The organism is Qipengyuania sp. Mu-71, assembly GCF_036867055.1.
Lineage (GTDB): Bacteria > Pseudomonadota > Alphaproteobacteria > Sphingomonadales > Sphingomonadaceae > Qipengyuania > Qipengyuania profunda.
In genome coordinates this window covers 812,189-826,714 of record NZ_JBAJHR010000001.1, presented here as the reverse complement: position 1 = coordinate 826,714, position 14,526 = coordinate 812,189, and the positions used below count along the sequence as shown (strand labels likewise).

Here is a 14,526-nt window from a genome sequence, read left to right as displayed (position 1 = left end):
TGGACTTAAGTTCCTCTATTAGCGGCTCACGCCGCCTCCTTCTCTTCCGACACTTCGGCCGGGAACGGGAAACCGAACAGGCGGAGCAATTCGCGCGCCTCTTCGTCGGTCTTCGCCGTCGTGGTTACGATGATGTCCATCCCCCGGACCTTGTCGATCTGGTCGTAGCTGATCTCGGGAAAGATGATCTGTTCTTTCAGGCCCATGGCATAGTTGCCACGGCCGTCGAACGACTTCGGGTTGAGGCCGCGGAAATCTCGGATGCGCGGCATGGCCACGGTCACCAGACGGTCCGTGAACTCGTACATGCGGTCGCGGCGCAAGGTGACCTTGCAACCGATCGGCATGCCTTCACGCAGCTTGAACTGCGCGATCGACTTCTTGGCCTTGGTGATAACCGGCTTCTGGCCGGCGATCAGCGCCATTTCATCGGCTGCAGTCTGAACCTTCTTCTTGTCCTGGCTGGCTTCGCCCACACCCATGTTGAGCGTGATCTTTTCCAGCTTGGGGACTTCAAGAGCGTTCTTGTAGCCGAACTTCTCGGTCATCGCCTTGACGATCTCGTCGTCGTAGCGCTTGCGCATGCGGGGCGTATAATCAGCCATCGATAGTCTCTCCGGACTTTACGGCGACACGAACCTTCTTGCCGTCCTGGTCTTGGAAACGGACGCGCGTGGGCTTGCCATCCTTCGGATCGGCCAGCGCAACCTTGCTGATGTGCATCGGCGCTTCGAAACGGTCGATGCCACCCTGCGGGTTCTGCTGGGTCGGCTTGCGGTGACGCGCGGCGATGTTGACGCCTTCGACGACGATCTTGCCATCCTTGGGCATGACCTTCGCGACGGTGCCGGTCTTGCCCTTGTCCTTGCCGGACAGGACGACGACGCTGTCACCCTTCTTGATCTTTGCGGCGGCCATTACAGCACCTCCGGAGCAAGCGAGATGATCTTCATGAAGCCGCGACCGCGCAGTTCGCGCACGACCGGGCCGAAGATACGGGTGCCGATCGGTTCTTCGCTCTTGTTCACGAGCACCGCGGCGTTGCTGTCGAAGCGGATCACGCTGCCATCGGGGCGGCGGACGTCCTTCTTCGTGCGCACGATGACAGCGCGATGGACATCGCCCTTCTTCACCTTGGTGCGCGGCTGGGCTTCCTTGACGGAAACCACGATCACGTCGCCTACGGAAGCAGTCCGGCGCTTGGAGCCGCCCAGTACCTTGATGCACTGGACGCGCTTGGCGCCGCTGTTGTCCGCGACGTCGAGATTGGATTGCATCTGGATCATCGATCCGGTTCCTTCTCAATGGCTTGCCGGGACGTTTGCCCGGCAGTTCCTACGTCAATAAAAGCTCAGTTACCGGCGGCTTCGACGTCGAGGTTCGCCTCGACAGCCTGCGTGCCACCTGCGGTAACGCGATCGATCACCTGCCAAGTCTTGGTCTTGGAGATCGGCTTGGTTTCTTCGATGCGCACGACATCGCCGAGCGTGAACTCGTTCTGCGCGTCATGGGCATGGTACTTCTTCGAACGACGGATGATCTTCCCGTAGAGGGGATGCTTCACCTTGCGTTCGACGAGCACGGTAACGGTCTTGTCGGTCTTGTCGGAGGTGACGGTCCCGATCAGGATACGCTTGGGCATGGTCTACTCCTTAAGCCTTCGCTTCAGCCGAGCGCGTGCGCTCGCTCTGCAGCGTCTTGATCTTGGCGATCGTGCGGCGCACTTCGCGGATGCGGGCCGGGGCCTCGAGCTGGTTCGTCGCCGCCTGGAAGCGGAGGTTGAACGCTTCGCGCTTGAGCGTGGTCAGCTCTTCGGCCAGCTGGTCGTCCGACTTCTGGCGCAGGTCTTCGGTCTTGGCCATCATTCGCCTCCCAGGTGCGAGGTGTCGCCCAGGCGGGCAACGACCTTGGTCTTGATCGGCAGCTTCATCGCTGCGCGCTCGAACGCTTCGGCGGCCAGCGGGCCGGCGACGCCGTCGAGTTCGAACAGGATGCGGCCCGGCTTGACCCGTGCAGCCCAGTATTCGATCGAGCCCTTGCCCTTACCCTGACGGACTTCGGCAGGCTTCTTCGACACCGGCACATCGGGGAAGATGCGGATCCACAAACGTCCCTGACGCTTGATGTGACGCGTGATCGCACGGCGAGCCGCTTCGATCTGGCGCGCGGTGATCCGCTCGGGTTCCATCGCCTTTAGGCCGTAGGACCCGAAATTCAGCGTGGTGCCGCCCTTGGCCTTGCCATGGATCTTGCCCTTGAACGCCTTGCGGTACTTGGTTTTCTTCGGTTGCAGCATGGTTCTTTCCTAATCCTGCAATCAGCGCGCCGGACGGACGCCCGAGGTCTGGGCTTCCATCATCAGGCGGTCCTGGGCGGTCGGGTCATGCGCCAAGATTTCGCCCTTGAAGATCCAGCACTTGATGCCGATGATCCCGTAGGCGGTCAGCGCTTCGGCTTCCGCATAGTCGACGTTGGCACGCAGCGTGTGGAGCGGAACGCGGCCTTCGCGATACCATTCGACACGCGCGATTTCAGCACCGCCGAGACGGCCGCCGCACACGATCTTGATGCCTTCCGCGCCAAGGCGGAGAGCCGACTGCACGGCGCGCTTCATGGCGCGGCGGAAGGCGACACGGCGGATCAGCTGGTCGGCAATGCCCTGCGCGACGAGCTTGGCATCGATTTCCGGCTTGCGGATTTCGACGATGTTCAGCTTCACTTCGCTGTCGGTCATGCTCGACAGCTTGGTGCGCAGCTTTTCGATGTCCGCGCCCTTCTTGCCGATGATGACGCCCGGACGGGCGGCATAGATCGAGATGCGGCACAGCTTGGCCGGACGCTCGATCACGACCTTCGAGATCGCTGCCTGCGGCAGGCTGTCGACGATGTGCTTGCGCAGCTTGATGTCTTCGCTGAGCAGCTTGGCATAGTCGCGCCCTTCGGCGTACCAGCGGCTGTCCCAGGTGCGGTTGATCTGCAGGCGCAGACCGATCGGATTGCTCTTCTGGCCCATCTTACGCCTCTTCCTGCTCGCGAACGACGATACGAAGGCGGCTGAACGGCTTCAGGATGCGCGTCGACTTGCCGCGACCACGCGTGTGGAAGCGCTTCATCGTGATCGACTTGCCCACCGAAGCCTCGGCAACGACCAGTGCGTCGACATCGAGGTTGTGGTTGTTTTCCGCATTGGCGATCGCCGATGCAAGAACCTTGGTGGCGTCCTTCGCCATCGCCTTCTTCGAGAAAGCGAGGATGTTGAGCGCCTCTTCGGCCTTCTTGCCGCGGATCAGGCCGGCAACGAGGTTGAGCTTCTGCGCCGAACCACGGATCGTGGTAGCGACGGCCAGCGCCTCGTTGTCCGCCACGCGACGGGGTGCTTTCTGCTTGCTCATCAGCGCTTGCCCTTCTTGTCGGCGGCGTGACCCGGGAAAGTACGCGTAGGTGCGAACTCACCGAGCTTGTGGCCGACCATCTCTTCCGAAACGGAGACCGGGATGAACTTGTGACCGTTGTAGACGTTGAACGTCAGACCAACGAATTGCGGCAGGATGGTGCTACGGCGCGACCAGGTCTTGATCGGCTTGTTGGCACCCGCGTCCTGAGCGGTCTCAGCCTTCTTGAGAAGGCTGAGCTCGACGAACGGACCTTTCCAGACGGAACGAGCCATGTCGGATTACCTCTTCTTCTTCGCGTGGCGCGAACGGATGATCATCTTGTCCGTCTGCTTGTTCTTGCGGGTACGGGCGCCCTTGGTCGGCTTGCCCCACGGAGTGACCGGATGACGGCCACCGCTGGTGCGGCCTTCACCGCCGCCATGCGGATGGTCGACCGGGTTCTTGGCGACACCGCGGGTCAGCGGCTTGATGCCCATCCAGCGACGACGACCGGCCTTGCCCAGGTTCTGGTTCTGGTTGTCCGGGTTCGACACGGCGCCAACGGTGCCCATGCAGTCGGCACGCAGGTAACGCTGCTCGCCGCTGTTGAGACGCACGATGACCATGCCGCGGTCACGGCCGACCAGCTGAACGTAGGACCCTGCAGCGCGGGCGATCTGGCCGCCCTTGCCCGGCTTCATTTCCACGTTGTGGCAGATCGTGCCGACCGGCATCTGGCCGAGCAGCATGGCGTTGCCGGGCTTGGTGTCGCATTTCTCGGCAGCGATGACCTTGTCGCCGACAGCGAGACGCTGCGGAGCGAGGATATAGGCCAGTTCGCCGTCGGTATACTTCACCAGCGCGATGAACGCAGTCCGGTTCGGGTCATACTCGAGCCGTTCGACGGTCCCTTCGACGTCCCACTTGCGACGCTTGAAGTCGACATAGCGGTACTTCTGCTTGTGACCGCCAGCCATGCCACGCGAGGTGACATGACCCTTGTTGTTGCGGCCACCGGTCTTGCGCTTGCCTTCGACGAGCGACTTGACCGGCTTGCCCTTGTAGAGCCCCGACTTGTCGACGAGGATCAGGCCGCGACGGCCCGGGCTCGTGGGTTTGTAATTCTTGAGTGCCATTTCTCTCTAGCCCCTCAGATACCGCTGGTGACGTCGATGGAATCGCCGTCTTTCAGGGTGACGATGGCCTTCTTCATGTCCGTGCGCTTGTAGGGCCTGCCCTTCCAGCGCTTGGTCTTGCCCTTCGTCACGATGGTGTTCACGCCCATTACCTTGACACCGAAGATCGCCTCGATCGCTTCCTTGATCTGCGGCTTGGTGGCATCGTTGGCGACCTTGAAGACGACGGCGTTGTGTTCCGACGCCAGCGTGGCCTTTTCGGTGATGTGCGGTGCGAGCACGACGTCGTAGTGACGCGCTTCCACTTCCTGCTTTTTAGCCATTGAAACGGGCCTCCAGCTTTTCGACCGCGTCCTTGGTAAGGACCAGCGTGTCGTGCTTCAGGATGTCGTAAACGTTGGCACCCATGGCCGGCAGCACATTGACGCCGGGCAGGTTGCTGGCAGCCTTGCTGAAACCGTCATTGACGCTTTCGCCGTCGATCACGAGGACCTTGCCGTTCCAGCCAGCCTTGTCGAAGTGCGCCTTGAGCGCCTTGGTCTTGGCGTCCGTCAGCTCGAGGCTGTCGATGACAACGAGGCCATCCTTCGCCTTGCTCGACAGAGCCATCTTGAGACCGAGTGCCCGGACCTTCTTGTTCAGCGACTGCTCGAAGTCACGCTTGCGCGCGCCGTGAGCCTTACCGCCGCCGATAAAGATCGGAGCAGCGCGATCGCCGTGACGAGCCGTGCCGCCGCCTTTCTGGCGACCCCACTTCTTGCCGGTGCGCGCCACGTCCGAACGCTCACGCGTCGGGCGGGCGGTGCCGCGGCGGTTCTCGAGCTGCCAGGTGACAACACGATGCAGGATATCGGCGCGCGGTTCGATACCGAACACGTCATCGTTCAATTCGATGTCGCCCGACGCCTTGCCGTCGATTTTCTGGACCTTCACCTTCACGGATCAGCCCTCCTTGCTATCGTCCGCGCCGGTGTCGGCTGCGGGCGTATCGGTGGTGGATTCGGTGTCGGCACCGGCGTCCTGTTCCTTGAGCAGCTTGGCCTGCTGGTCGGCGGAAACTTCCGTCCCGACTTCGTGCTCGGCCGAGCTCTCGACCAGGCCTGCAGCGGCTTCTTCATGCTCGAACTCGTCGCGGTTGCGATACATCACGCCCGGGAACGGCAGTTCACCGTGGTCGATCTTGACCGCGTCCTTGACCAGCAGCCAGCCGTTCTTCGCGCCCGGGACCGAGCCCTTGACGAAGAGCAGGCCGCGATCGGCGTCGGTGCGAACGATCTCGAGGTTCTGCTGGGTGCGCTGACGGTCGCCCATGTGGCCGGCCATCTTCTTGCCCTTGAACACGCGGCCCGGATCCTGACGGTTACCCGTCGAACCGTGCGAACGGTGCGAGAGCGAGACACCGTGGGTAGCCCGCAGACCACCGAAGCCCCAGCGCTTCATCGCGCCGGCAAAGCCCTTGCCCTGCGTATGGCCGGTGATGTCGACCTTCTGGCCGGCAATGAAGTGTTCAGCCGAAATGCGCGCGCCGACGGGAAGCAGAGCATCCTCGGCCTCGACACGGAATTCCGCGACCTTCATCTTCAGCTCGACGCCCGCCTTGGCAAAGGCTTCGCGCTGCGGCTTGTTGACATTCTTCTGCTTGGCTTCGCCCGAACCGACCTGGACCGCGAAGTAACCATCGCGATCGGCAGTACGGTGAGCGGTAACCTGGCAATTTTCCAGCGCAAGAACGGTAACCGGCACGTGCCGACCGTCCTCCTGGAAGAGGCGGGTCATCCCGACTTTCTTTGCGATAACGCCAGTGCGCATCGTAAAACTCCTAACACAGAGGCACCCCGGCCCATCCGAGGTGCTTGCCAGCCCATTTTATGATGCGTCGCCCCGTCCGGGCTGAGTGCTTCCGCGGCACGAAGCCTGGGAAGCGAGACGGGGGACGCAGACCCGGATAATCCGGCGGTATCCCGATGTCTTGCCGGGCCTTGCGGCCTGGCGGGGCTATCGAGCGCCCCGAAACTATCCCGGCCGGTTAACGTCCTGCCGGGCAGACGGCAAGTCCCGCATCCACGGAAACTTGCGGCAAACTCTTAAGCGAGCTTGATTTCCACGTTCACGCCCGCGGCCAGGTCGAGCTTCATCAGCGCATCGACGGTCTGGGCGTTGGGCTGCACGATGTCGAGCAGCCGCTTGTAGGTGCGCACCTCGAACTGCTCGCGCGACTTCTTGTCGATGTGCGGGCCGCGGTTCACGGTGAACTTCTCGATACGCGTCGGCATGGGAATGGGGCCACGAATAAGAGCACCCGTACGACGCGCGGTGTCGGCGATTTCGCCAGTTGCCTGGTCGAGAACGCGATGGTCGAACGCCTTGAGGCGAATGCGGATATTCTGAGCTTCCATTACCTACACCGATGCGAAAGAGCCAATGGACCGATAGCGGCCCACAAAAAAGAAAAGCCCGCCCCGCTTTGTCCGGTTTCCCGGGACGGGCGGCCTTTGTTGAATTGGTTGTGCCAAGGAATACCGAGCGGCGAATCCTTGTCTGTGGCCGCGCATATACGGGTGAGTCCCCAATCTGGCAACCCCTCAAATCCGCCCTGCAGCCATAAGGCGGAATATGACACGGCAGGCCGTGCCCCTGGTGCCGATCAGGCCCCGAAAAACCGAAGGCCCGCCCCTCTTGAAGAGGAGCGGGCCAGCGATTTGGTTACGGGTAAGCGAAGCTTACTTCGTGATGTTCGCCACGACGCCCGAGCCGACGGTGCGGCCGCCTTCGCGGATTGCGAAGCGCAGACCTTCGTCCATGGCGATCGGTGCGATCAGCTTGACGTTGATCGTCACGTTGTCGCCCGGCATCACCATTTCGGTGCCCTCGGGAAGGATCACTTCGCCGGTGACGTCGGTGGTGCGGAAGTAGAACTGCGGACGATAGTTCGCGAAGAACGGCGTGTGACGGCCGCCTTCGTCCTTCGACAGGACGTAAACTTCGGCGCTGAACTCGGTATGCGGCGTAACCGAACCGGGCTTTGCGAGAACCTGGCCACGCTCGACGTCTTCACGGGCAACACCGCGGATCAGGGCGCCGATGTTGTCGCCGGCTTCGCCGCGATCGAGCAGCTTGCGGAACATTTCAACGCCGGTGACGGTCGTCTTGGTGGTGTCCTTGATGCCGACGATTTCGCATTCGTCGCCAACGTTCACAACGCCGGTTTCGACACGGCCGGTGACAACCGTACCACGACCCGAGATCGAGAACACGTCTTCGATCGGCATCAGGAACGCCTGGTCGACCGGGCGTTCCGGCTGCGGGATGTGCTCGTCAACAGCCTTCATCAGCTCGATGATCGATTCCTTGCCGATGTTGTCGTCACGGCCTTCGAGAGCGGCCAGAGCCGAGCCCTTGATGATCGGAATGTTGTCGCCATCGAAGTCGTAGGCGCTAAGCAGTTCGCGAACTTCCAGTTCGACGAGCTCGAGGATTTCCTCGTCGTCGACCTGGTCGACCTTGTTCAGGTACACGACCAGAGCCGGAACGCCGACCTGACGCGAAAGCAGGATGTGCTCGCGGGTCTGGGGCATCGGGCCGTCGGCTGCGTTCACGACCAGGATTGCGCCGTCCATCTGGGCGGCACCGGTGATCATGTTCTTCACGTAGTCGGCGTGACCCGGGCAGTCGACGTGCGCGTAGTGACGTGCGTCGGTTTCGTATTCGACGTGTGCGGTCGAAATAGTGATGCCGCGCTCGCGCTCTTCGGGCGCCTTGTCGATGTTTGCAAAATCAACCGCTGCACCGCCATAGGTTTCGGCCATCACCTTCGTGATCGCCGCAGTCAACGTGGTCTTACCGTGGTCGACGTGACCAATGGTACCAACATTGACGTGCGGCTTGTTGCGCTCGAACTTTTCCTTCGCCATTTTCCAATAACCTCTGTCTTAAAAATTTGGGATTTATGCGGGGAGGAAACGGCGCCCGCTGAATCAGGCGCCGCCCCTAAACCTCAAAGCTGGCTTACGCAAGCTTCTCCTTGACCTCGGCCGCGACGTTTGCCGGGACCTCGTCGTAGTGGCTGAACTGCATCGAGTACTGGGCGCGGCCCTGCGTGAACGAGCGCAGCTCGTTCACGTACCCGAACATGTTCGCGAGCGGCACGTTGGCTTCGACCGCCTGTGCGTTACCGCGGCTGTCGGTGCCCTGGATCTGGCCACGACGGCTGTTGAGATCGCCGATGACGTCGCCGAGATAGTCCTCGGGGGTCACGACCTCGACCTTCATGATCGGTTCGAGCAGCTTGATGCCAGCACGGTCAGCGACTTCACGCATGGCACCGCGGCCGGCGATTTCGAACGCGATCGCGCTCGAGTCGACGTCATGGTAGGCACCGTCATACAGTTCGACGGTGAAGTCGATGATCGGGAAGCCGACGAGATGGCCGCTTTCGGCCTGCTCGCGGAAACCCTTCTCAATGGCCGGGATGTATTCCTTCGGAATGTTACCGCCCTTGATGCTGTCTTCGAACACGAAGCCCTGGCCGCGCTCACCCGGGGTGATTTTGACCTTGACGCGGCCGAACTGGCCCGAGCCACCCGACTGCTTCTTGTGGGTGTAATCGACGTCGACCGGCTTACCCAGATATTCGCGGTAAGCGACCTGCGGTGCACCGACATTGGCTTCGACCTTGAATTCGCGCTTCATGCGATCGACGAGAATGTCGAGGTGAAGCTCGCCCATGCCCTTGATGATCGTCTGGCCCGATTCGTGGTCGGTGGTGACGCGGAAGCTGGGATCCTCGGCAGCCAGGCGGTTGAGCGCGACGCCCATCTTTTCCTGGTCGGCCTTGGTCTTGGGTTCCACCGACAGTTCGATAACCGGCTCGGGGAATTCCATGCGCTCGAGGATGATCGGCTTGGAGGCATCACACAGCGTATCGCCGGTGGTGGTTTCCTTCAGGCCGGCAATCGCGACGATATCGCCGGCGAATGCCTCGTCGATGTCTTCGCGGTTGTTCGAGTGCATCAGCAGCATGCGGCCGATCTTTTCCTTCTTGTCCTTCACCGAGTTCAGGACGCTGCCCTTGGTGAGGTGACCCGAGTAGATACGGGTGAAGGTGAGCGAGCCCACGAAGGGATCGTTCATGATCTTGAACGCGAGCGCCGAGAACGGCGCGTCGTCGGACGATGCACGAGTGTCTTCCTCATCGCTGTCGGGCAGGACGCCCTTGATGGCCGGAACGTCGAGCGGCGACGGCATGTAGTCGACGATCGCATCGAGCAGGGGCTGGACGCCCTTGTTCTTGAACGCCGAACCGCAGATCACGGGCACGAAGTCGCGCGCCATGGTGCCCTTGCGGATCAGCTTCTTGAGCGTTGCCGCATCGGGTTCCTCACCTTCGAGATAGGCTTCCATGACGTCGTCGTCCTGTTCGACGGCGGTCTCGATCAGCTTCTCGCGATATTCGGCGGCCTTGTCGGCCAGGTCGGCGGGGATGTCGACATATTTGAAGTCAGCGCCGAGGCCGTCGTTTTCCCACACGATTCCGCGGTTGTTGACCAAGTCGACCACGCCCGACAGATCGCTTTCCGCGCCGATCGGGAGATACAGCACCAACGGCGTCGCGCCGAGACGATCGATGATCGACTGCACGCAGTAATAGAAATCGGCGCCGGTGCGGTCGAGTTTGTTGATGAAGCACATGCGCGGGACGCCGTACTTGTCGGCCTGGCGCCAGACGGTTTCGGACTGGGGTTCGACCCCGGCCACACCGTCGAACACCGCCACCGCACCGTCGAGCACGCGCAGCGAGCGTTCGACTTCGATGGTGAAGTCGACGTGCCCGGGGGTGTCGATGATGTTGATGCGGTGCTTCTCGCCCTTGCCGTCCTCGTTCTGCCAGAACGTGGTGGTCGCGGCCGAGGTGATGGTGATGCCGCGTTCCTGCTCCTGCTCCATCCAGTCCATCGTCGCGGCGCCGTCATGGACTTCGCCGATCTTGTAGGACTTGCCGGTGTAGTAGAGGATACGCTCGGTCGTGGTGGTCTTGCCGGCATCGATGTGGGCCATGATGCCGATGTTGCGGTACCGCTCCAGCGGATATTCGCGAGCCATGTGGATTTCCTCGATTTCGGGGTTAGCGCAGCTGCACGCCCCATATGGGTATCAGTATGACCGCTTGAAGACCGGGGGGAAGGAAACCCCCTCCCCCGGCCTTACAAGCGGGGCGCCCTACCAGCGGTAGTGCGAGAAGGCGCGGTTGGCGTCCGCCATGCGGTGCGTGTCTTCGCGCTTCTTGACCGCATTGCCGCGGTTGTTGGCGGCATCCATCAGCTCGCCCGAGAGGCGTGCCGACATGGTGGTTTCCGGACGCCCCCGCGCCGCGGTGATCAGCCAGCGGATGGCCAGCGCCTGCGCGCGCTCGGGGCGCACTTCGACGGGCACCTGGTAGGTCGCACCGCCGACACGGCGCGAACGCACTTCGACCTGCGGCTTGATGTTTTCCAGCGCAGTGTGGAACATTTCCACCGGGTTGGCCTTGGCCTTGGCCTCGACCACGTCGAGCGCGGTGTAGACGATGCCTTCGGCGACGGCTTTCTTGCCGTCATACATCAGGTTGTTCATGAACTTCGACAGCACCTGATCACCAAACTTGGGATCGGGCAGGATTTCCCGCTTCTCGGGACGACGACGACGTGACATGTCACGAATTCCTTCTTTTGAAGCCCCGCTCCCCTACCCGTCACCCTGAACTCGTTTCAGGGTCCATCGGGCGGCATGGACGGCGCTAGAACTTGCGAAACCTTCGCTTGCGGCACCATGGATCCTGAAACGAGTTCAGGATGACCTGACGCCGCAGGCCGTCAGGTCACTTCGGACGCTTGGCGCCGTATTTCGAACGGCTCTGCTTGCGGTCCTTGACACCCTGCGTGTCGAGCACGCCGCGCAGCACGTGGTAGCGCACGCCGGGAAGGTCGCGCACACGCCCGCCGCGGATCAGCACGACGCTGTGTTCCTGCAGGTTGTGGCCTTCGCCGGGGATGTAGGAGATGACTTCGCGCTGGTTGGTCAGGCGGACCTTGGCCACTTTACGCAGAGCCGAGTTCGGCTTCTTCGGGGTCGTCGTGTAGACGCGGGTGCAGACACCGCGCTTCTGCGGGTTCTGTTCCATCGCAGGGACCTTGCTCTTGGCCTTCTGCGGAACGCGGCCCTTGCGGACCAGCTGGTTGATCGTCGGCATGAGTTCTCTCTTCACCGTGTGATGGCGGCGACTAGCGGGGTATCGGCGGTGTGATTTGGTCCAGCGTCACCCCAGCGCAAGCTGGGGTCTGTTTCCGCAAGCGCGACGCAAGCGGCACGAGATTCCAGCTTCCGCTGGAATGACGACTGAACTGAAACACTCCACCCACGGCCCACACGGCCACCGGGTTACTTTGACGGCTGCCCCGAGCGTTCCCGAAGGATCGCTGCAATAGAAAAGAGCCCGAGTGCATGACGCACCAGGCCCCGGGACATGACCGGCAATGTTCAGCTCTATCTGACCGACGAGGGAATCACGCGAGGCGGTTCCTACACCGGATGGGGGCGCACATAGTGGGATGGGGGTGCGCGGTCAAGGGTCCTACAGGAGCGTAGCCTGCGCCGCGCCGCCCGCCCACGGCTGCTGCGTCCGGTCGAGCGCCAGCGGCCCGGTCCACGCCCGGCACAGCCCCCGCGCGGCCTCTGCATCGCCGTCTGTCCATGTGCCATAATCATCGGGGGCGAGGATCACCGGCATGCGGTCGTGACAATCGGCGGCCGGACCTGCCGCCTCGGTCATCACCATCGAATAGCACCGGCCCCATTCGTCGCTATCGCGCCAGACCCCGGCGGCGGCGAGCAATCCGCCATCGGGAAGCGAAAGCCAACTGCGCGTCTTGCCGCCCTTCGGCCCTTCGGCCTCCGCCCACGCCGTAAGCGGGATCAGGCAGCGCCGTTCCGCGAAGCTGTAGCGCCAGAAAAAGCCGCCCAGCTTGTCCGCGCGCGTATTGTTGACAGGCTTGGGCTTGAGCGGCTGCCCTTTCGCGCCCTTGCGGCTGAGCGGGAAGCCCCACGTCATCGAGACCAGCGCCCCCTCGGCCACCACCGCGCCGGGATAGCCGGGAAAGACCTCCTCCCCGAAATTCGCCCCGCCCAGCTGGTCGATCGCATCGAACCAGCGCGCGACTTCGGAGTTCGGTTTGGTCATGCGGTAGAGGTTGCACATGGGTGCTGGCGTAGCGGGTGGGCGCTCGGGTGCCTAGGGAGGGCGAGAGAGGAAGTTCCTGGGCCATGACCGGCGATGTTCGGCTCTATCTGACCGAAGAGGGAATGACGCGAGGCTGCTTCTTCACCGGATGGGGCGTACGGAGTAGATGGGCGTGCGGGGGTCAAGGTAGGTGCGGGGCAGGAGCCTAATAGTCATGCATTTTCAACTTGGCGTTTCTGCGCCAAACGCCCATTCATCTGGCGAGTAATAATCTCTCTCTCCGCCTGATTTGCTTCGTGCCACGCACTACGAAGCTTGTAAATTTGGTGTTCTTGCCGATTTGGGAGCTTCACTTCATTCCCGTTAATAATACAGCCGGTAATATCAGCAGCACGATCAATCATGCTCATCGCTTTCTCAGCCTTCAGATTATGGCCGTGGCGGCGGACTGTCTTCTTGATCTGCCAAATTACTGCACCAGGGATTTTATCTCCTGAAAGTGTGAGATCGTCAGCATAGACTGAAGCCTTCAAGTGGGCTCCCTCAGCAATTTCCACGATCTCCTTCCACATGGACATGGAAGAAAAATACGCGAGTATCGGACTGCACGGCGACCCCTGTGGAAGCACGCCGTCTTTGGTGACGATTTTCAAGAGCAACGCCACCACGTCTGGGTCACATTGCATCACCGTCCGGAAATAATGAGCAACGTGATTTGCGGTACAATTGCTGAAATAGTCAGCGATATCCAATGAGCAAAATGCGCGCCCACCTCGATGATACGCGGCGTTATGAACATATGAACGCCCCTTCACAGGACTGAATAGCCACACTGGAACCGCAATTCGCATCAATAGATCTGCAATACGGGATTGCAGACGCTTTAGCTTGCCATCAGGGATGTCAATCGGACGGTACTGCGACGCAATCTCTTCAGGAGGAATGGTCTTCCGCCATTCTTCCGCCTCCTTTAGCTTCCAGCGACGTTCATACAACTGGCTCTGTTTTATGAGCCTATTCAATGCAACTGGGTTTATCTGAAGAACCTCAGCGAGTTTCTTCTTCGTCCTCAGACGATAGAACACCGAGTCCTTCAGACCGTGCGTCTTCATGACCTCAAGCCTGCGCCTTCATTTCAATGAAGCGCAGCATATCAATTACCTTCGAAGCGATTGAGGTGCGCGCACGTTCTCCCCTATTGGCGCTTCCAACGCCTTCAGCGAAAAACATGATCTCAGAGGGTGAAACCCCAAACTCCTTCGAATACTTTCGAATTAAATCTAACGACGGCTCTCGGTTACCCTTCTCAATATCTGAAATATGAGAGCGGGACACCCCTAGCCTTTCCGCGACCTCAAATTGTTTGAGATCGTGAAAGACACGAATGAGCCTAAGTGCTTCTCCAAGCATGATATCTCCTTTCAAAAAGATATAAGATTAGCGATCATTCAAAGAGTTCAAAAACCCTCAGGGCCAGCCGCACCAAGCGGAAAACCCAAAGGCTTGCTTTGAAGGCAAGCCTCAGAGTTTGCGGTCTCTTCAGCTTCCTGAAAATCCCGCTACGCTCACAAGAGGGTTTAACCTCTCGATCACGCGATCGCTGCTGCTGGTGTGTGTTCTTTATTTCAACCATATTAGGTCTCCTCTGATTGCCCCATTGAACGGTTCCGAACGAACCACTCTTGTTGGGGGTTTTCGCCAATCAAAGGCCGGACCCAGCAACTGCATCTTACACCTAGACGCGATAGTAGTTTTCGCTATCGCGTCTGCCTTCCCCCTCCGCGCTCCGACCCGAGGGGCCGAC

The 14,526-nt window shown here is 61.0% G+C and carries 21 protein-coding genes; all 21 read right to left on the bottom strand.

What is annotated here, in order from left to right:
• Positions 1–26: 26 nt before the first annotated feature.
• The 21 genes from rplE to V6B15_RS04060 all read right to left on the bottom strand — a co-directional run bounded on the left by rplE (position 27) and on the right by V6B15_RS04060 (position 14,132).
• Positions 27–605 (bottom strand): 50S ribosomal protein L5, encoded by a 579-nt coding sequence (gene rplE, locus V6B15_RS04160; protein WP_334200136.1) that lies wholly within the window; start codon positions 603–605, stop codon positions 27–29.
• The gene (rplX, locus tag V6B15_RS04155; RefSeq protein WP_253515095.1) at positions 598–918 is read right to left on the bottom strand and encodes a 50S ribosomal protein L24; all 321 of its coding nucleotides are present in this window, start codon (positions 916–918) and stop codon (positions 598–600) included. The genes rplE and rplX overlap by 8 nt, the downstream gene beginning before the upstream one ends.
• Positions 918–1,286 carry a 50S ribosomal protein L14 gene (rplN, locus tag V6B15_RS04150; protein ID WP_067464754.1) on the bottom strand — a complete coding sequence of 123 codons (369 nt, stop codon included), beginning with the start codon at positions 1,284–1,286 and terminating at the stop codon, positions 918–920. The genes rplX and rplN overlap by 1 nt, the downstream gene beginning before the upstream one ends.
• A 65-nt stretch (positions 1,287–1,351) precedes the next feature.
• Complete coding sequence (gene rpsQ / locus V6B15_RS04145; RefSeq protein WP_253515094.1) at positions 1,352–1,642, bottom strand: 30S ribosomal protein S17; 291 nt, start codon at positions 1,640–1,642, stop codon at positions 1,352–1,354.
• 10 nt (positions 1,643–1,652) lie between these two features.
• A complete protein-coding gene (gene rpmC / locus V6B15_RS04140) occupies positions 1,653–1,862 on the bottom strand; it encodes a 50S ribosomal protein L29 (RefSeq protein WP_253515180.1) in 210 nt (69 codons plus the stop codon).
• The gene (gene rplP / locus V6B15_RS04135; RefSeq protein ID WP_253515093.1) at positions 1,862–2,296 is read right to left on the bottom strand and encodes a 50S ribosomal protein L16; all 435 of its coding nucleotides are present in this window, start codon (positions 2,294–2,296) and stop codon (positions 1,862–1,864) included. The genes rpmC and rplP overlap by 1 nt, the downstream gene beginning before the upstream one ends.
• A gap of 21 nt (positions 2,297–2,317) precedes the next feature.
• Positions 2,318–3,013 carry a 30S ribosomal protein S3 gene (rpsC, locus tag V6B15_RS04130; RefSeq protein ID WP_253515092.1) on the bottom strand — a complete coding sequence of 232 codons (696 nt, stop codon included), beginning with the start codon at positions 3,011–3,013 and terminating at the stop codon, positions 2,318–2,320.
• Between the two features lies 1 nt (position 3,014).
• Positions 3,015–3,392, bottom strand: a complete 378-nt coding sequence (gene rplV / locus V6B15_RS04125; RefSeq protein ID WP_253515091.1) for a 50S ribosomal protein L22 — start codon at positions 3,390–3,392, stop codon at positions 3,015–3,017.
• Positions 3,392–3,667, bottom strand: a complete 276-nt coding sequence (rpsS, locus tag V6B15_RS04120; protein WP_253515090.1) for a 30S ribosomal protein S19 — start codon at positions 3,665–3,667, stop codon at positions 3,392–3,394. The genes rplV and rpsS overlap by 1 nt, the downstream gene beginning before the upstream one ends.
• 6 nt (positions 3,668–3,673) lie before the next feature.
• Positions 3,674–4,510 carry a 50S ribosomal protein L2 gene (gene rplB, locus V6B15_RS04115; protein WP_253515089.1) on the bottom strand — a complete coding sequence of 279 codons (837 nt, stop codon included), beginning with the start codon at positions 4,508–4,510 and terminating at the stop codon, positions 3,674–3,676.
• Positions 4,511–4,524: 14 nt separating this feature from the next.
• Positions 4,525–4,833 (bottom strand): 50S ribosomal protein L23, encoded by a 309-nt coding sequence (locus V6B15_RS04110; protein ID WP_253515088.1) that lies wholly within the window; start codon positions 4,831–4,833, stop codon positions 4,525–4,527.
• The gene (rplD, locus tag V6B15_RS04105) at positions 4,826–5,449 is read right to left on the bottom strand and encodes a 50S ribosomal protein L4 (RefSeq protein ID WP_253515085.1); all 624 of its coding nucleotides are present in this window, start codon (positions 5,447–5,449) and stop codon (positions 4,826–4,828) included. The genes V6B15_RS04110 and rplD overlap by 8 nt, the downstream gene beginning before the upstream one ends.
• Positions 5,450–5,452: 3 nt before the next feature.
• Entirely contained in the window at positions 5,453–6,319 is an 867-nt protein-coding gene (gene rplC, locus V6B15_RS04100; RefSeq protein ID WP_253515082.1) for a 50S ribosomal protein L3, read from the bottom strand.
• Positions 6,320–6,594: 275 nt separating this feature from the next.
• Positions 6,595–6,906, bottom strand: coding sequence for a 30S ribosomal protein S10 (rpsJ, locus tag V6B15_RS04095; protein ID WP_006831877.1), 312 nt, complete (start codon positions 6,904–6,906; stop codon positions 6,595–6,597).
• Between the two features lie 324 nt (positions 6,907–7,230).
• On the bottom strand, positions 7,231–8,421 hold the full coding sequence (gene tuf, locus V6B15_RS04090; RefSeq protein ID WP_253515080.1) for an elongation factor Tu: 1,191 nt from the start codon (positions 8,419–8,421) through the stop codon (positions 7,231–7,233).
• Between the two features lie 94 nt (positions 8,422–8,515).
• The gene (gene fusA, locus V6B15_RS04085) at positions 8,516–10,609 is read right to left on the bottom strand and encodes an elongation factor G (protein ID WP_253515077.1); all 2,094 of its coding nucleotides are present in this window, start codon (positions 10,607–10,609) and stop codon (positions 8,516–8,518) included.
• Positions 10,610–10,726: 117 nt separating this feature from the next.
• On the bottom strand, positions 10,727–11,197 hold the full coding sequence (gene rpsG / locus V6B15_RS04080; RefSeq protein ID WP_253515075.1) for a 30S ribosomal protein S7: 471 nt from the start codon (positions 11,195–11,197) through the stop codon (positions 10,727–10,729).
• A 166-nt stretch (positions 11,198–11,363) separates the two neighbouring features.
• Positions 11,364–11,735, bottom strand: a complete 372-nt coding sequence (rpsL, locus tag V6B15_RS04075) for a 30S ribosomal protein S12 (protein WP_006831873.1) — start codon at positions 11,733–11,735, stop codon at positions 11,364–11,366.
• A 381-nt stretch (positions 11,736–12,116) separates the two neighbouring features.
• On the bottom strand, positions 12,117–12,740 hold the full coding sequence (locus V6B15_RS04070; protein ID WP_334200135.1) for an SOS response-associated peptidase: 624 nt from the start codon (positions 12,738–12,740) through the stop codon (positions 12,117–12,119).
• 194 nt (positions 12,741–12,934) lie between these two features.
• On the bottom strand, positions 12,935–13,834 hold the full coding sequence (locus tag V6B15_RS04065) for a reverse transcriptase family protein (RefSeq protein ID WP_334200134.1): 900 nt from the start codon (positions 13,832–13,834) through the stop codon (positions 12,935–12,937).
• Positions 13,835–13,838: 4 nt separating this feature from the next.
• The gene (locus tag V6B15_RS04060; RefSeq protein ID WP_334200133.1) at positions 13,839–14,132 is read right to left on the bottom strand and encodes a helix-turn-helix transcriptional regulator; all 294 of its coding nucleotides are present in this window, start codon (positions 14,130–14,132) and stop codon (positions 13,839–13,841) included.
• Between the last annotated feature and the right edge of the window lie 394 nt (positions 14,133–14,526).

What these genes read in the sequence shown, in the direction of transcription:
- rplE (WP_334200136.1), bottom strand. Translation starts at nt 605, where the DNA reads ATGGCTGATTATACGCCCCGCATGCGCAAGCGCTACGACGACGAGATC.
- rplX (WP_253515095.1), bottom strand. Translation starts at nt 918, where the DNA reads ATGGCCGCCGCAAAGATCAAGAAGGGTGACAGCGTCGTCGTCCTGTCC.
- rplN (WP_067464754.1), bottom strand. Translation starts at nt 1,286, where the DNA reads ATGATCCAGATGCAATCCAATCTCGACGTCGCGGACAACAGCGGCGCC.
- rpsQ (WP_253515094.1), bottom strand. Translation starts at nt 1,642, where the DNA reads ATGCCCAAGCGTATCCTGATCGGGACCGTCACCTCCGACAAGACCGAC.
- rpmC (WP_253515180.1), bottom strand. Translation starts at nt 1,862, where the DNA reads ATGGCCAAGACCGAAGACCTGCGCCAGAAGTCGGACGACCAGCTGGCC.
- rplP (WP_253515093.1), bottom strand. Translation starts at nt 2,296, where the DNA reads ATGCTGCAACCGAAGAAAACCAAGTACCGCAAGGCGTTCAAGGGCAAG.
- rpsC (WP_253515092.1), bottom strand. Translation starts at nt 3,013, where the DNA reads ATGGGCCAGAAGAGCAATCCGATCGGTCTGCGCCTGCAGATCAACCGC.
- rplV (WP_253515091.1), bottom strand. Translation starts at nt 3,392, where the DNA reads ATGAGCAAGCAGAAAGCACCCCGTCGCGTGGCGGACAACGAGGCGCTG.
- rpsS (WP_253515090.1), bottom strand. Translation starts at nt 3,667, where the DNA reads ATGGCTCGTTCCGTCTGGAAAGGTCCGTTCGTCGAGCTCAGCCTTCTC.
- rplB (WP_253515089.1), bottom strand. Translation starts at nt 4,510, where the DNA reads ATGGCACTCAAGAATTACAAACCCACGAGCCCGGGCCGTCGCGGCCTG.
- V6B15_RS04110 (WP_253515088.1), bottom strand. Translation starts at nt 4,833, where the DNA reads ATGGCTAAAAAGCAGGAAGTGGAAGCGCGTCACTACGACGTCGTGCTC.
- rplC (WP_253515082.1), bottom strand. Translation starts at nt 6,319, where the DNA reads ATGCGCACTGGCGTTATCGCAAAGAAAGTCGGGATGACCCGCCTCTTC.
- rpsJ (WP_006831877.1), bottom strand. Translation starts at nt 6,906, where the DNA reads ATGGAAGCTCAGAATATCCGCATTCGCCTCAAGGCGTTCGACCATCGC.
- tuf (WP_253515080.1), bottom strand. Translation starts at nt 8,421, where the DNA reads ATGGCGAAGGAAAAGTTCGAGCGCAACAAGCCGCACGTCAATGTTGGT.
- fusA (WP_253515077.1), bottom strand. Translation starts at nt 10,609, where the DNA reads ATGGCTCGCGAATATCCGCTGGAGCGGTACCGCAACATCGGCATCATG.
- rpsG (WP_253515075.1), bottom strand. Translation starts at nt 11,197, where the DNA reads ATGTCACGTCGTCGTCGTCCCGAGAAGCGGGAAATCCTGCCCGATCCC.
- rpsL (WP_006831873.1), bottom strand. Translation starts at nt 11,735, where the DNA reads ATGCCGACGATCAACCAGCTGGTCCGCAAGGGCCGCGTTCCGCAGAAG.
- V6B15_RS04070 (WP_334200135.1), bottom strand. Translation starts at nt 12,740, where the DNA reads ATGTGCAACCTCTACCGCATGACCAAACCGAACTCCGAAGTCGCGCGC.
- V6B15_RS04065 (WP_334200134.1), bottom strand. Translation starts at nt 13,834, where the DNA reads ATGAAGACGCACGGTCTGAAGGACTCGGTGTTCTATCGTCTGAGGACG.
- V6B15_RS04060 (WP_334200133.1), bottom strand. Translation starts at nt 14,132, where the DNA reads ATGCTTGGAGAAGCACTTAGGCTCATTCGTGTCTTTCACGATCTCAAA.